Annotated in this window: 16 protein-coding genes; 15 read left to right on the plus strand and 1 reads right to left on the minus strand. The window is 68.4% G+C overall.

Annotation, left to right across the window (positions count from 1 at the left end; all coding sequences use genetic code 11):
* Window positions 1–21: 21 nt before the first annotated feature.
* Genes CWC60_RS04260 through CWC60_RS04270 form a run of 3 tightly spaced genes read left to right on the plus strand, consistent with a single transcriptional unit; the run spans window position 22 to window position 1,728 of the window.
* Window positions 22–699: a LutC/YkgG family protein gene (locus CWC60_RS04260; RefSeq protein WP_109792764.1), complete on the plus strand. Its 678-nt coding sequence runs from the start codon at window positions 22–24 to the stop codon at window positions 697–699.
* Window positions 700–703: 4 nt separating this feature from the next.
* A complete protein-coding gene (locus CWC60_RS04265; protein WP_109792765.1) occupies window positions 704–1,336 on the plus strand; it encodes a Smr/MutS family protein in 633 nt (210 codons plus the stop codon).
* Window positions 1,333–1,728, plus strand: a complete 396-nt coding sequence (locus tag CWC60_RS04270) for a helix-turn-helix domain-containing protein (RefSeq protein WP_109792766.1) — start codon at window positions 1,333–1,335, stop codon at window positions 1,726–1,728. Before CWC60_RS04265 ends, CWC60_RS04270 begins: the two co-directional genes overlap by 4 nt.
* On the opposite strand, the gene CWC60_RS04275 is transcribed toward CWC60_RS04270, so the two are convergent.
* The gene (locus tag CWC60_RS04275) at window positions 1,669–2,181 is read right to left on the minus strand and encodes a thiamine phosphate synthase (RefSeq protein ID WP_109792767.1); all 513 of its coding nucleotides are present in this window, start codon (window positions 2,179–2,181) and stop codon (window positions 1,669–1,671) included. The genes CWC60_RS04270 and CWC60_RS04275 overlap by 60 nt on opposite strands.
* A gap of 62 nt (window positions 2,182–2,243) precedes the next feature.
* Between CWC60_RS04275 and CWC60_RS04280 the strand changes: the two genes are divergently transcribed.
* The 12 genes from CWC60_RS04280 to CWC60_RS04335 all read left to right on the plus strand — a co-directional run bounded on the left by CWC60_RS04280 (window position 2,244) and on the right by CWC60_RS04335 (window position 15,075).
* On the plus strand, window positions 2,244–2,921 hold the full coding sequence (locus tag CWC60_RS04280) for a YggS family pyridoxal phosphate-dependent enzyme (protein WP_109792768.1): 678 nt from the start codon (window positions 2,244–2,246) through the stop codon (window positions 2,919–2,921).
* 147 nt (window positions 2,922–3,068) lie between these two features.
* On the plus strand, window positions 3,069–4,301 hold the full coding sequence (locus tag CWC60_RS04285) for an ABC transporter substrate-binding protein (protein WP_109792769.1): 1,233 nt from the start codon (window positions 3,069–3,071) through the stop codon (window positions 4,299–4,301).
* 159 nt (window positions 4,302–4,460) lie between these two features.
* Window positions 4,461–5,942, plus strand: coding sequence for an ABC transporter substrate-binding protein (locus tag CWC60_RS04290; RefSeq protein ID WP_109792770.1), 1,482 nt, complete (start codon window positions 4,461–4,463; stop codon window positions 5,940–5,942).
* A gap of 68 nt (window positions 5,943–6,010) precedes the next feature.
* Window positions 6,011–6,970, plus strand: coding sequence for an ABC transporter permease (locus tag CWC60_RS04295; protein ID WP_109792771.1), 960 nt, complete (start codon window positions 6,011–6,013; stop codon window positions 6,968–6,970).
* Window positions 6,967–7,782 carry an ABC transporter permease gene (locus tag CWC60_RS04300; protein WP_206419760.1) on the plus strand — a complete coding sequence of 272 codons (816 nt, stop codon included), beginning with the start codon at window positions 6,967–6,969 and terminating at the stop codon, window positions 7,780–7,782. The genes CWC60_RS04295 and CWC60_RS04300 overlap by 4 nt, the downstream gene beginning before the upstream one ends.
* A 127-nt stretch (window positions 7,783–7,909) precedes the next feature.
* Entirely contained in the window at window positions 7,910–8,584 is a 675-nt protein-coding gene (locus tag CWC60_RS04305; RefSeq protein ID WP_109792772.1) for an OmpW/AlkL family protein, read from the plus strand.
* 167 nt (window positions 8,585–8,751) lie between these two features.
* Window positions 8,752–9,972, plus strand: a complete 1,221-nt coding sequence (locus CWC60_RS04310; RefSeq protein WP_109792773.1) for a sensor histidine kinase — start codon at window positions 8,752–8,754, stop codon at window positions 9,970–9,972.
* 135 nt (window positions 9,973–10,107) lie between these two features.
* The gene (locus CWC60_RS04315) at window positions 10,108–10,761 is read left to right on the plus strand and encodes a peroxiredoxin (protein WP_109792774.1); all 654 of its coding nucleotides are present in this window, start codon (window positions 10,108–10,110) and stop codon (window positions 10,759–10,761) included.
* 60 nt (window positions 10,762–10,821) lie between these two features.
* Window positions 10,822–11,031 (plus strand): hypothetical protein, encoded by a 210-nt coding sequence (locus CWC60_RS04320; protein ID WP_109792775.1) that lies wholly within the window; start codon window positions 10,822–10,824, stop codon window positions 11,029–11,031.
* 16 nt (window positions 11,032–11,047) lie between these two features.
* Window positions 11,048–11,524, plus strand: coding sequence for a ferritin-like domain-containing protein (locus tag CWC60_RS04325; protein ID WP_109792776.1), 477 nt, complete (start codon window positions 11,048–11,050; stop codon window positions 11,522–11,524).
* 15 nt (window positions 11,525–11,539) lie between these two features.
* Entirely contained in the window at window positions 11,540–12,271 is a 732-nt protein-coding gene (locus CWC60_RS04330) for a ZIP family metal transporter (protein WP_109792777.1), read from the plus strand.
* 107 nt (window positions 12,272–12,378) lie between these two features.
* On the plus strand, window positions 12,379–15,075 hold the full coding sequence (locus CWC60_RS04335; protein WP_109792778.1) for a cation-transporting P-type ATPase: 2,697 nt from the start codon (window positions 12,379–12,381) through the stop codon (window positions 15,073–15,075).
* Window positions 15,076–15,230: the final 155 nt, after the last annotated feature.

Raw genomic sequence — 15,230 nt, forward strand, 5'->3', positions numbered from 1 at the left:
GAGCCTGAAGGAGCCCCGACGATGTCCAGCCGCGACCGGATCCTGAACAAGGTCCGCGACCGGGCCGCCGGTCTTCCCGGCCGCCAGGACCCGGAAACGCTCACCCGGCGCATGGCCGAACACCGCCCGGGCCTGATCCCGGCGCGCGCCGATCTGCCGGAGCCGGAGCGGCTGGCGCTGTTCCTCGCCAAGTGCGCCGAGCTCGGCGTCACCGTCGACCGGGTGGGCGCAGCCGAACTGGCGCCGGAAGCCATTGCCGGCTGGCTGAAACAGCACAACCTGCCGACGGAGCTGCGTCTCGCGCCCGCCGCCGAGGTGGCGGACCTGCCATGGGCGCGCGCGCCCATGCTGGACGTGGAGACCGGCGCCGCGGACATCGGGGATCAGGTTTCGGTAACCCCGGCGGCGGCGGCCATCGCCGAGACCGGCACCCTGGTCATGACTTCCGATCCCTCGACGCCGGCGACGCTCAACTTCGTGCCCGACAACCATGTCGTGGTACTGCGCCGCGGGCAGGTGGTGCGCGCCATGGAAGACGCCTTCGCAATGATCCGGGAACGGTTCGGCGAGGGCCGCATGCCGCGCACGGTCAACATGATCTCCGGCGCCTCGCGGACCGGCGACGTGGAGCAGAAGATCGTCATGGGCGCCCACGGGCCGCGGCGGCTGCACATCGTGCTGATCGACGACGGCGGGTGAGCGCATGGCGCGCCGCAGAGGTCTCAGCGACGACGACCTGAAGCTCTGGCGGCTGGTCGCCCGGGAGATCGAGCCATCGCGCTCCACCGAGAAGCGGCTGAAGGCGGAGGCGCGCCGCGCAGCCGAAGCCGCCGCGGCGGCAAGCAAGCCGGCGGCGGCTCCTCCGAAGAAACCGCAACCCGCGAAACCGGCTCCGCAGCGGCGTGCGGCCCCCGCCCCAGCGCCGCCCGCGCCGCCGGAACGGCCGGCTGCGCCCGGTCGCGGCCGTCTCGCCGGCGTCGACCGGCGGACGGCGGAACGGCTGCGGCGCGGCCAGTACCCGATCGACGCGCGCCTCGACCTGCACGGCATGACCCAGGCCCAGGCGCATCAGACACTGGCCCTGTTCGTCCGCCAGTGCCACGCCGCCGGCAAGCGCTGCCTGCTGGTGATCACCGGCAAGGGCGGCCGCGTGCGCGAAAGCGCCGACGGTCCCTTCGTCAATCCGGAACCGCCGGGCATCCTGAAACGCCGGGTGCCGGAATGGCTGAAACAGGCTGATCTGGCGCCGCTGGTGCTGGCGACGGCCGCGGCGACGCCCGGCCATGGCGGGCACGGCGCGCTCTACGTGCTGCTGCGCCGGCGGCGGGAGCCGTGACCCCTTTCGGCCAGAGGGTCCGGGAACTGCGCGAGGCGCGCGGCGTCTCGCTCCGCGCCATGGCCGGCGAGCTCGGCGTCACCCCGGCCTATCTTTCGGCCCTGGAGCACGGTCACCGCAGCCGGCCGAGCTGGGCGCTGGTGCAGCGGATCATCACCTATTTCAACCTGATCTGGGACGACGCCGACGAACTGCAGGACCTCGCCCGCATCTCCCATCCCCGGATTGTCATCGACACCGCCGGCCTCAGCCCGGAGGCGACGCGCGTCGCCAACGAACTGGCGCTGCGCATCCGTACCCTGGAGGAGGCGCAACTGACCGAGATCGCCCAGTCACTGGGTCTGGAGGAGGGCCTCGATGGCGGCGAAGCCGGCGAAGGCGGGACCGAGTAAACGCCAATTGCCCGGACCGACGCCGCCCATGGCGTAGACCGGCAACCCTGCGGCGCGCGCGATCGCCCGGGCGCGTTGCAGGCCCAGCGTCCGCCCGCCGGGATGGCTGGCGGTGGGAAAGACCGGGGACAGCAGCACGGCATCCGCCCGGACGCGTTCGGCGCGGCGGATGGCGGCGAGCGAATGCGCCGCCGCCGTGGTGAACCGCCAGGGCGCGATGCGGCCCACCTCGCGTTCGGCCAGATGCAGCCCGTCGGCGTCGACCGCCCGCGCCAGATCGGGATCGTTGGCGATCAGCAGCATCTGGCCCCGCGCCGCCGTGACCTGCCGCAGGCGCTCCGCCCAGGCGCGCCGCTCCGGATGATCCCGGTCGCGCAGGATCACCGCCGCACCGGCCGGCAGGCGGGCCGCCGCCGCGGCCGGATCGGACAGCCGCGCGAGATCGGTCGGCATGATAACCTCGGGCAGGGGAATTCGGCTTGCGGTTCGGGACACCGTCGTCAATCCTCGGGCGCATGTCGGAACTGGACCATAGCATCGCGGCCGGGCTTTCCGAGGTCCGCGAACGCATCGCCGCCGCGGCCCGCGACGCGGGCCGCGATCCGGCCGAAATCACGCTGATCGCCGTCTCCAAGACCTTCGGGGCCGAGCGCATCGAGCCCGCGATCGCCGCCGGCCAGAGGGTGTTCGGCGAGAACCGCCTGCAGGAATCGGAGGAAAAATGGCCGGCGCTGCGGGCCGCTCATCCCGGCCTGGAGCTGCACATGATCGGCGGGCTGCAGAGCCGCAAGGTCGAAGGCGCGGTGGCGCTGTTCGACGTCATCCACACCATCGACCGCGACAAGGTGGCAAAGGCGGCTGCGAAGGCCATGGCCGAGCAGGACCGCCGCCCGTCGGTCATGGTTCAGATCAATACCGGCGAGGAGCCGCAGAAGTCGGGCGTGCCGCCGGCCGAGGCGGACCGCTTCATCGAGGCCTGCCGGGAGGTCCACGGCCTGCCGGTCACCGGCCTGATGTGCATTCCACCGCTGGATGAAGAGCCCGCCCCTCATTTCGCCCTGCTGAAAAAGATCGCGGAGCGGAACGATCTGCGACAGTTGTCGATGGGCATGAGCGCCGATTTCGAGGTCGCGATCGCCTTCGGCGCGACACATGTACGCGTGGGCACGGCGATATTCGGCCACCGCGGCTGAATATCCCGTCGGAGCGCACGCCGCCACTACCTTGCTTCGGGACCGAAAATACTTGAACCTGCCGCCGCGAGACGGCGAAATACGCGCCTGTCGGGCGGTGAATGGTATCGTGCCGCGTACATCTACAATGAAACAGGGAGCGACCTGATGCTCACGCGCAGATCGGCACTTTACGTGATGATCGGAGTTGGCGCCGCGGCGTGGCTGTCCACAGCCGCCGTCGGCCAGGAAGGCGAACCCATCAAGGTGGGCGAGATCAACAGCTACTCGGCCCTGCCGGCGTTCACCGAACCCTACAGGAAGGGCTGGCAGCTCGCCGTGGAGCAGATCAACGAATCGGGCGGCGTGCTGGGCCGGCCGCTGGAGGTCATCAGCCGCGACGACGGCGGCAAGCCGGGCAACGCGGTCACCATCGCCGAGGAACTGCTGAGCCGCGAGAAGGTCGATCTGCTGGCCGGCACGTTCTTCTCCCATATCGGCCTGGCCGTCAGCGACTTCGCCCTGCAGAAGCAGGTGGTCTTCCTGGCCTCGGAGCCCCTGACCGACGCGCTGGTCTGGGAGAAGGGCAACCGCTACACCTTCCGCCTGCGTCCCTCCACCTACATGCAGTCGGCCATGCTGGCGCGGGAGGCCGCGGACAGCGAGGCCAAGCGCTGGGCGTTCGTCGCGCCGAACTACAAATACGGACAGGACGCGGTGGCCGCCTTCAAGAAGCTGCTGAAGGAGCAGAATCCGGAAGTCGAGTTCGTGGGCGAGCAGTGGCCGGCGCTGCGCAAGATCGACGCTGGCGCCACCGTTCGCGCGCTGGAGGCGGCGAAGCCCGACGGCATCTTCAACGTGCTGTTCGGAGCCGATCTCGCCGAGTTCGTCCGCGAGGGCAATCTGCGCGGTCTGTTCAAGGACCGGACGGTCGTCGGCCTGCTCACCGGCGAGCCTGAATACCTGCTGCCGCTGGGCGAGGAAGCCCCGCGCGGCTGGATCGTGACCGGCTATCCCTGGTACGATATCCAGGATCCGGCCCACAAGAAGTTCGTCGCCGACTACCAGGCGCGCTGGGACGAGGATCCGATGACCGGCTCGCTGGTCGGCTTCAATACCATCCTGTCGATCAAGGCGGCCATCGAGGCGGCAGGCTCCACCAAGACCGAACTGCTGGTCCAGGCTTTCCGCGGCCTCAGCGTCGAGACGCCGATCGGCACCATCATCTACCGCAAGGTCGACCACCAATCGACCATGGGCGCCTGGGTCGGCATCACCCGCTGGCGCGAGGGCGGCGGCTACATGACCGGCTGGCGCTACGTGCCCGGACAGGACGTCCTGCCCTCGACGGAGGTCGCCGACGAGATGCGGCCCGACGACAGCGTCGACAGCGTCAAGTAGCGGCGCGGACATCATCGCACGGCCCGCAGGGCCGGTTCCCGGGAACGGGAACCGGCCCTGCGCTTTTGCGCTATGATTGCCATCGGCGTCGGGTTCACACTGGTGTCGCCGACCGGCGCCAGGATGCCGCCGTCACGACCAGGCAGGGGAGATCTCGCCATGACCCGCATTCCGTACCGACCGCTTGTCCTGGGCCTGGCCGCGGCGCTTGTCGCGACCGTGGCGGCGGCGAAGACCGATATCGTCATGGGGATGCAGCAGGAGCCGACGGTGCTCGACCCGACGGTCGACGCCACGGCCGCCATCGACGGGATCTTCGCTCACAACGTCTATGAATCGCTCACCTCGGTCACCGAGAGCGGCGAGGTCGTCCCCGCGCTGGCGGAAGCGTGGACGATCAGTCCTGACGGCCTCGTCTACATCTTCGATCTCGCCGATGACGTGACCTTTCACGACGGCACCGCCTTCGACGCCGCCGACGTGAAATTCACCTTCGACCGGGCCATGGCCGAGGACAGCGTCAACCCGACCAAGGGCATCTTCAAGCCGATCCGGAGCGTCGAGGCGGTCGACCCGGGCACGGTCCGCATCACCCTGTCGGAGCCCGACGCCTTCTTCCTGTTCAACATCGCCCAGGGCGACGCCGCCATCGTCGCGCCGGAGACGGCAGCGACCAACAAGACTGACCCCGTCGGCACCGGCCCTTACCGGTTCGAGGACTGGACCCGGGGCAGCGCGCTGTCCCTGGTGAAGTACCCCGCCCACCGCGACGCAGCGGAGGTGGCGATCGAGAAAGTCACCTTCCGCTTCATCGCCGACGCGGCCGCGGCTGTGGCCGCCCTGATGGCCGACGAACTGGACGCCTTCCCCAGCATGCCGGCGCCGGAGGTGCTGGAGCAGTTCAAGGCCGATCCGCGGTTCGACGTCGTCGTCGGCACCACCGAGGCCGAGGTGATCCTGGCGCTCAACAATTCCCGCCCGCCTTTCGACGACATCCGGGTCCGCCGCGCCGTCAACCATGCGCTGGACCGCAGGTCGATCATCGAGGGCGCCTATTACGGCTATGGCGAGGCCATCGGCTCCTTCTTCCCGCCACACCACACGAGCCATGTGGACCTGACCGGCCGCTATCCCCATGACGTGGAGAAGGCGAAGGCGCTGCTGGCGGAAGCCGGCGCCGGAGATCTGCAGGTCACGCTGCGCACGCCGCATTTTCCCTATGCTCGCCGGTCGGCCGAGATCATCCAGAACCAGCTCGCCAGGGCCGGCATCGCCGTGGCCATCGAACAGGTCGAGTGGGGCTTCTGGATCGGCGAGGTCTACAAGAAGAAGAACTACGACATGACCATCATCGCCCACCCCTCGCCCAACGACATGGGCAATTTCGCGCGCGGGCCGGAATATTTCTACGGCTACGACAATCCGGACTTCAACGCGCTCTACGAGCGGATTCGGACCGAGACGGACCCGGCGAAGCTCGACGCGCTGCTGAAGGAAGGCCAGCGCTTCCTGGCCGAGGATGCGGTGCACGGCTTCCTGTTCCAGTTGCCGAAGCTCGGCGTCTACCGCAAGGAACTTTCCGGCTACTGGGCCTCCTCGCCGGTGCTGTTCGCGCCGCTGAAGGATTTGCGCTGGAACTGAAGCCGCCGGAATGGCACGGCGCGCGCGCGGGCGTTGCCCGCCGCCCCGGTGCGGCCCGGTAAGCCCCGATGGTCCGCTTCCTGCTGTTCCGCCTGGGGACCCTGTTCCTGACGCTGCTGGCGGTATCGTTCGTCGTCTTCTGGGTGATGAACGCCCTGCCCGGCGATCCGGCCATGGTCATTCTGGGCCTGGACGCGACAGAGGACGCCCGGCTGGCGCTGCGACGGGAGCTCGGTCTCGACGCGCCCTTCCTGACCCGCTACCTGGACTGGCTGAGCGGCGTGGTCACAGGCGACTTGGGCGACAGTTACAGCTTCGGCGTGCCGGTAGCCGAGCTGATCGTCGAACGCCTGCCGGTCAGCGCGCCGCTGGCGCTGATCGCCACCGCGGTGACGATAGTCCTGGCGCTGTCTCTCGGCGTCTACGCCGCTTCCCGCCACGGCCGCGCCGGCGATATCGGCGTCATGGCGCTCAGCCAGTTCGGCATCGCCATCCCGGCCTTCTGGCTGGCCATCATCCTGATCATCGTCTTCGCGGTGAACCTCCGCTGGCTGCCGGCCGGCGGCTTTCCCGGCTGGGAAAGACCCGGCGCGGCGCTCGCCGCGCTGATCCTGCCGGCGGTCGCGCTGGCGCTTGTGCAGTCGGCCATCCTCGCCCGGGTGACGCGCTCCAGCGTGCTGGAGGTGATGCGGCTGGACTACGCCACGACCGCCCGCGCCAAGGGGCTGAGCCGCGGCCGCGTCATGCGCGCCCACGTGCTGCCCAACGCCCTCGTGCCGATCATCACCATCATCGGCCTGCAGTTCGCCAACCTGGTCACCGGCACGATCGTGATCGAGAACGTCTACCACCTGCCCGGCCTGGGCCGGCTGATCTTTCAGGCCATCACCAACCGCGATCTGTTCGTGGTCCAGGGCCTGGTGCTGTTCTTCGCCGCCGTGGTGGTGATCGTGAACTTCGCCGTCGACATCCTCTATGTCGTCATCGATCCGCGCCTGCGCGAACGGCGCGCCAGGAGCGGGCCGTGAAACGGCTGGGCCTCTGGACAGGCGCCGGGCTGGTCGGGCTGGTGGCCGCGGCCGCGGCACTGTCGCTGCTGTGGATGCCGCACGACCCGTCGGCGATCCAGGTCTCCCGCCGCTTCCTGCCGCCGTCGGGCGAGCACTGGCTGGGCACGGACCAGCTCGGCCGCGACCTGCTCAGCATGCTGATGGCCGGGGCGCGCAGCTCGGTCCTCGTCGCCCTGCTTTCCGTGGGGCTGGGCGGCAGCGCCGGCGCGCTGCTCGGTCTGCTGGCCTCGGCCAGGGGCGGTCTCGCGGAGGAGGCGGTGATGCGCACGGCCGACCTCGCCTTCGCCTTCCCGGCCCTGCTGTTCGCCATCATGCTGGCGGCGGTCTACGGGCCGTCCCTGACCAACGCGGTGCTGGCCATCGCCTTCATCAACGTGCCCATCTTCGCGCGCATCACCCGCGCCGCGGCCAACCAGGTCTGGGCCAGCGACTACGTGCTGGCGGCGCGGGCCACGGGGCTCACCACCTTCCGCATCACCCTGCGCCACGTCGTCCCCAACGTCGCCGCCATCCTGCTGGTGCAGGCGACCATAGAATTCGCCATCGCCATCCTGGCCGAGGCGGCGCTGAGCTATCTGGGCCTCGGCGTGCAGCCGCCGGTCCCCTCATGGGGCCGGATGCTGGCCGAGTCGCAGACTCTGATCTACCTCGCGCCCCATCTCGCCATCTGGCCGGGGCTCTGCATCGTGGCCGCGGTGCTCGGCTTCAACCTGCTGGGCGACGGGCTGCGCGATGTCACCGACCCCCGGTTGCGGCGCGCCGGGCGCTAGGCGCCGGCGCCTGGCTGCGACCATTGTGCACGGAGATTTTTGATCCAGATCAAATAGTTGGCCCGAGGATCGGTAAATCTACATCGGCCGCGCGTAATTTTGCGCGCATCCAGGAGGGGAATGACCGATGAAGGCACTGATCAACTCCGCCGCGGCGCTGACCATGCTCGCCGTCTCCGCCGCATTGCCGGCCGCGCCGGCGCTGGCCGAAGCGGGCGACCTGCTGGTCCGCTTCCGCGGCATCGCCGTGACGCCGACCGGCGAATCCGGCGGCGTGCAGCCGGCCTTCCCCGGTGGATCGCTGACGGCCCGCACGTCCGTGACACCGGAGTTCGACTTCACCTATTTCGTCACCGACAACATCGCCGCTGAGCTGATCCTCGCAACCAGCCGCCACCAGATCAAGGGCCAGGGGGCACTGGCCGGCGTGGGCAACGCCGCCGACGTCTGGCTGCTGCCGCCGACGCTGACATTGCAGTACCATTTCAATCCGGGCGGCGAGTTCCGCCCCTATCTGGGCGCGGGTCTGAACTATACCGTCTTCTACAACGAGGCGGCGAACTCGAACCTCGTGCGCGCCGTCGGCGCGACCTCGGTCGACGCCACGAACTCGCTCGGCTGGGCGTTGCAGGCCGGAATGGACTACGACCTTGGCGGAAACTGGGTGCTGAATCTGGACGTGAAGTACATCAATCTCGACACCAATGTGAAACTGACGACCGGCGCGGGAATCCAGCGCACCGAACTGAACATCGACCCGCTGATCATCGGCCTGGGCCTGGGTTACCGCTTCTCGCTGTGAAACCCCGTCCCGGCGGCGGCGTCCGGTGGGGCCTGCGCGGACCTTGTTTTCCCGGGCAGCGGCCCGGATTGCCGGCATGCGGCGTTCGGCCGCCGGATCGGTTCATTCCGTGTTAACCTGCGCCATCTTCTCTGGCAGGGAGACAAACGACTGGAGCGATCCGATCCATGACGGCTGACAGCGGCCTCGTCGAACGGCTTCGGCGGGAGCGCGACGAACTCGCCCGCGAACTGGAGCGCGCGCGCGCCGGCGCGACGTTCGCCGAGGCCGTCGAGAACAGCTCCGAGGCGATCGTCGTCTACGACGCCGACGGCCTGCTCGTCGCCTGTAACCAGAACTTCCGCGATCTCTACGGCTATACCGCCGAGGAAGCGAAGCCCGGCGTTCATTTCGCCGAACTCGGGCGGATCGACGTGGAACGCGGCAATGTCGTGGTCGGCGACGAATTCGGCGGCGGCGAGGCCTATCTGCAGCGCAAGGCGGAGTACCGGGCCCGGCTGCAGGGCTCCTTCATCGTCCGCCTGAAGGACGGCCGCTGGATCAAGACCACGGACCGGCCCATGCGCCGCGGCGGCTTCGTCAGCGTCCAGGTGGACGTCACCGACATCAAGAACAATGAGGAGGAGCTGCGTCTCGCCAAGGAGCAGGCGGAGGAGGCCAACCGGCTGAAGTCGGAGTTCCTGGCCAATATCAGCCACGATCTCAGGACGCCGCTGAACTCCATCATCGGCTTCTCCGACATGATCCTGAGTGAGGCCTGGGGCCCCGTCGGACACGAGAAGTACCGGGAGTACATCGACGCCATCAAGTACAGCGGCGAACTGCTGCTGGGGCTGGTCGGCGACATCCTCGACACCGCCAGGCTGGAGAGCGGGCGCTACCGTCTGGACGAGACGGAGGTCGACCTGCCGGCGCTGTCGCGCGCCCTGGCGGCAACCTTCGAGCCGGTGGTGGCTTCGAAGGATCTCGACCTTGCCGTCGAGGCGGCGCCCGGCTTCCCGGCGACGGCGCGCGCCGACGAGCGGGTCGTGGCGCAGGTCGTCAACAACCTGGTCGCCAACGCCTGCAAGCACACCGGTCCGCGCGGGCGCGTGCGCGTTCAATGGTCGCTCCGCCCCGGCGGCCGAGTACGGCTGACCGTCCGCGACAACGGCCCCGGCATGCCGCCGGCCCTGGTGGCCAAGGTCGGCGAACCGTTCCTGCAGCCCGGCGCCTATGTGGCCCAGGACGGCCCCCGTGGCACGGGCCTCGGCCTGTTCATCTGCAAGCGCTTCGCGGAGATCATGGGCGGCGTCATGGAGATCTGTTCCAGCCCCGGCGCCGGCACCGCGGTCAGCGTGGAGTGGCCGCTGAGCGAGACCGCCGAAAGGCGCGCGAAGAGCGGCTGAATCGCAGCTCCGAGCGTCAATTTTCCGTTGGCTTGACCTGAATCAAGCCGTGGCCTGGCTACAGCCTTATCCTTTTCCAGTGTGAATATGTGAAATGACCGGTTCCTGCCGGTTCGACCTCCTGGAGAATTTCCGATGGACCCAACCGCCTCCATGCAGCCGGCCATGCCCCGGCTGAACGAACCCGCCCCGGACTTCACGGCCAGGACCACCCATGGCGAGAGATCCCTCTCTGACTATCGCGGCCGCTGGCTCGTGCTGTTCTCGCATCCGGCCGATTTCACGCCGGTCTGCACGACCGAGTTCATGGCCTTCGCGCGGAACCATGACCGCTTCAAGGCGCTGAATTGCGACCTGCTCGGTCTTTCGATCGACAGCACCTTCGCGCACATCGCCTGGGTGCGCTCGATCGAGAAGAACTTCGGCGTCAAGGTGCAGTTCCCCATCATCGAGGACCTGTCCATGAAGGTCGCGCAGGCCTATGGCATGATCCAGCCGGGCGCGAGCGACACGTCGGCGGTCCGCGCCACCTTCATCATCGACCCCGAAGGCATGCTGCGCGCCATGGTCTACTACCCGATGACCAACGGCCGCTCCATCGACGAGTTCCTGCGCGTGCTGGAAGCCCTGCAGACCAGCGACAAGCACGGTGTCGCGACGCCGGAGAACTGGAAGCCCGGCGACAAGGTCATCGTTCCGCCGCCGCAGACCCAGGAAGCGGCGGAGAAACGCGAAAAGGAAGGCTACGAGTACGTCGACTGGTACTTCTCCAAGAAGGACGTGGCCTGAACATCGACCGGCGGCGCGGGCATCGCTTCCGCGCCGCCCTTTTTCCCGCAGGAGAACAACATGGCGAACGGCCAGAGCCGCCCGAGGCTGATGCCCTGGGTCATCGGCGTCATCATCATCATCATCGCCGACATCTTCATCGCCACGCGCATGCTGTCGGCGGAATGCGAAGCCCCCGGATTCGCGGAGTTCCTCGTCCTGATCGTCGTCCCGGCGGTCTACCTGGCGCTGATGTTCCTCACCTTGCGCAGCCAGAACGGCAACACATAGGACCGGGGCCAGGGTCATGTCGCTGTCCCCGGCGACCCTCAGGGCCGTCCACGAGGCGCTGGATGACGAGTACAAGGCGCGCGCCACCTATCGCGCGGTGATCGACGCCTTCGGGCCGGTGCGTCCCTTCGTCCACATCGTCGAAGCCGAGGAACGCCATGCCCGGGCGCTGATCGCCTTGCTCCGCCGGCACGGGGCGGCGGTGCCCGATGACCCCTGGCCGGCCCGGGTCCCGGCGCCGGCCTCGATCGATGCGGCGTGCAGGGCGGGCGTGGAGGCCGAGATCGAGAACGAGGCGATGTACGCGCGTCTGCTGGCGCAGATCGACGCCCCGGATGCGGTCCGCATCATGCGCCGCCTGCAGGCGGCGTCCCGCGACAACCATCTCCCGGCCTTCCGCCGCTGTCTTGCCCGCGAGCACGACGGCAAGGGGCCGCAGGACGGCAAGGGACGGAAAGTGGGCCGGCGACACCGCTGGCGCGGCGGCGGCTGAAGGAGTTTCCGTGCGATGACGGGCAGTATCTGGGTTCCGCTCGCCGCCAGCCTCGTGGCCTGCGCCGTGACGGCAGCGGGCATCGTGGCGGTCCGCAGCTTCCGGGAACGCGCCGAGCGGCACAGCGGCTACTTCGTCTGTTTCGCCGCCGGGGTGCTTATCGCGGTCTCGGTCCTGCACATCGTTCCCAAGGCCGGGGAGATGACCGAGTCAGCGCCGTATCTGATCCTCGGTGGCTACCTGCTCATGCACGCCCTGGACCGTTTCCTGACCGCCTATGTCTGCGACCGCACGGACCATGCGGACGCCACCCTCGGCCTCGTGCCCCTGATCGGAATCGGCCTGCATTCCCTTCTGGACGGGGTCGTGTACGCCGTCAGTTTCACGGTCAGCGCATTTACCGGCGTTCTGGTCGCTATCGGGATGGTGCTGCACGAGTTTCCGGAGGGCGTGGTGACTTACACCCTGCTGCGGGCCGGCGGCATCCCATCGCGGCGGGCATTGCTGCTCGCGCTGGCCGCCGCGGCGTTCACCACCCCGCTCGGCGTCCTTGCCTCCTACCCCTTCGTCAGCCGCATTGGCGCCCCCCTGCTCGGCGGCCTCCTTGCCCTGTCCGCGGGCATGCTGATCTATGTGGGCGCGACGCACCTCCTGCCGCAGGCGTTGCGCGAACAGGGACGCTACAGCGTGACCGCCCTGCTCGCCGGCGTTGCCGTGGCGATCGGCATCGCCATCAGCGGAGGCTGAAGCGTGGCCGAACGCATCGACACAGGAAAACCCTGGGTGCGCGGCGATGGTGCGAGCGAACGGAGTGTCGGTCGGATATGACTGCGGATGAACGGCGAACGAACGGGATGGCGCCCGGGTCCGCCCCCCATGCGACACCCGTCGAGGCCGTCCTTGCGGCGGTCGACGGGCACGCGGCGGGCCTCACGGAAGCCGACGCGACGCGGCGCCTGCAGCGATATGGCGCCAACACGCTGACGGAGCCGCCACGGCGAGGGCCCGTTCTCCGCTTCCTCGCCCACTTCCACAACGTACTCATCTATGTCCTGCTGGGTTCGGCGGCGATCACCGCAGGTCTCGGTCATTTCGTCGATACGGGCGTCATCCTGGCCGTCGTGATCGCCAATGCGGTGATCGGCTTCGTTCAGGAAGGTCGGGCCGAACAGGCGATGAGCGCCATTCGCCGGATGCTCGCGCCGCAGTCCTCCGTCCTTCGAGATGGCGAACGCCGCAGCGTCGACAGCGCCGCGCTGGTGCCGGGCGATATCGTGCTGCTGGAGGCGGGCGACAGGGTGCCGGCGGACTTGCGGCTGACCGAGGCGGCCGGCCTGCGGATCGACGAGGCGATCCTCACCGGCGAATCTGTTCCTGTCGACAAGGGGACCAGACCCGTCGCCGCCGATGCGCCGGTAGGCGACCGCGCCGGCATGGCCTTCAGCGGCACGCTCGTTGCCGCCGGCGCCGGCCGCGGGGTCGTGGTCGCCACGGGCGGGGCGACCGAAATCGGCCGCATCAGCGGGATGCTTTCCAGGGTCGAGACGCTGACCACGCCGCTGGTCGGGCAGATGAACGCCTTCGCCCGCTGGCTGACAATGCTGATCCTTCTGATCGCGGCCGTGCTCCTGGTCTATGGCTATTTCGTCGGCCATCTGCCATTTGCGGAACTCTTCATGGCCGTCGTCGGCCTATCCGTAGCGGCGATTCCGGAAGGGCTGCCGGCGGTGCTGACCATCACCCTGGCCGTGGGCGTGCAGGCAATGGCGCGGCGCAATGCGATCGTCCGCCGCCTGCCCGCTATCGAGACCCTCGGCTCCGTATCGGTCATCTGCACGGACAAGACGGGGACGCTCACTCGCAACGAGATGATGGTGGCGACCCTCGCGGGCGCAAGCCACACCTATTCCGTGGCCGGCAGCGGCTATGCCCCCGAAGGCAGGATCTGCCTCGCCGACGCGGACATCGACCCCGCGGAGCATACACGGCTGATCGAGTTCGCCCGCGCGGCCGCCCTCTGCAATGACGCTGCCGTGCGTCGCCATGAAGACGGCTGGCGAGTCGAGGGCGATCCGATGGAAGGCGCGCTCAAGGCGCTCGCCGGCAAGATCATGCGCCAGAGCAACGGCGATCCGTTCGCCGGCTGGCGACGCTCCGACGCCATTCCCTTCGATGCCCGGCACCGCTACATGGCCGTCCTCCACCACGACCACGAAGGACATGCCTTCATCCACGTGAAGGGGGCGCCCGAAAGCGTTCTTGCCATGTGTTCGGCCGAGCGGGCTGCGGACGGCGAGGACGCCCCCCTGGATCCGGACCGCTGGCGCAGACGGATCGACGACATCGCCGCCCGGGGCCAGCGCGTGCTCGCACTGGCCGTGCGCCCGGTGCCGCAGGAGCACGTCGTTCTGAATACGGCGGATCTCGACGGAGAACTCGTGCTGATCGGTCTGGTGGGCCTCATCGATCCCCCTCGCCCCGAAGCCGTCGATGCGGTCGCGGAGTGCCATGGCGCGGGCATACGCGTGAAGATGATCACCGGGGATCACGCGGGCACGGCGGCGGCGATCGCCCGGCAGATCGGGCTCCGGAACCCCGATGCAGTACTGACCGGCGCAGACATCGAGGGCATGAACGATGCCGAACTCGCAGCGGCCGTCGCTGACACCGATGTCTTCGCCAGGACCAGCCCGGAACACAAGTTGCGGCTCGTGACCGCATTCCAGTCGAAAGGACTGACCGTCGCCATGACCGGCGACGGCGTGAACGATGCCCCGGCGCTGAAGCGCGCGGATGCCGGCATCGCCATGGGACGCAAGGGGAGCGAGGCCGCGAAGGAAGCATCCGATCTGGTGCTCGCCGACGACAACTTCGCCTCCATCGTCGCGGCGGTCCGCGAGGGACGCACCGTCTATGACAACATCAAGAAGGTCATCAGCTGGACGCTGCCGACCAGTGCCGGGGAATCGATGACCATCGTGGTCGCGCTGTTTCTTGGCATGGCCCTGCCGATCACGGCCGTGCAGATCCTATGGGTCAATCTGATCACGGCCACGACGCTCGGGATCGCGCTCGCCTTCGAACCTACCGAGCGGAACACCATGAAACGTCCGCCCCGTTCCCGCGACGCGCCGCTGCTGAGCGGCGAACTGGTTTGGCACATCATTCTCGTCTCGGTGCTGTTCCTTGCCGCCGTCTTCGGCATCTACGCCTATGCCATCGACAGCGGGCACGCCCCGGATCTCGCGCGAACGATGGCGCTTAATACCCTCGTCGTGCTGGAAATCTTCCATCTCTTCTTCATCCGGAACATCTACGGCACGTCTCTCACCTGGAAGGCGGCGAAGGGCACGCCGGTCGTCTGGGCCTGCGTGGCGACCGTCGTCCTCGCCCAGTTCGCGGTGACCTATGTGCCGCCGCTTCAGCAGGTTTTCGGCACACGTGCCGTGCCCCTGTTCGACGGCATGCTCATCGTGGCAGTGGGCGCCGTGTTCTTTGCCGTCATCGAGTTCGAAAAACAGCTGCGACTCGCCGTGCGCCGCATGAGATGAGTCCTCGCCGATGCCACCGATAGGCTGCGCATGGTCATTACCGAAGGCATACGCGGCATCGCAGCGGCGACCGCGCGGCCTGCCTTGAGGCTGGACTTCCCGCCCATTTCCCGCACGGGCGCTGCGCGGGATCGCAGGCAGCGTCGGAACCGTCA

Source organism: Minwuia thermotolerans (assembly GCF_002924445.1).
GTDB lineage: Bacteria > Pseudomonadota > Alphaproteobacteria > Minwuiales > Minwuiaceae > Minwuia > Minwuia thermotolerans.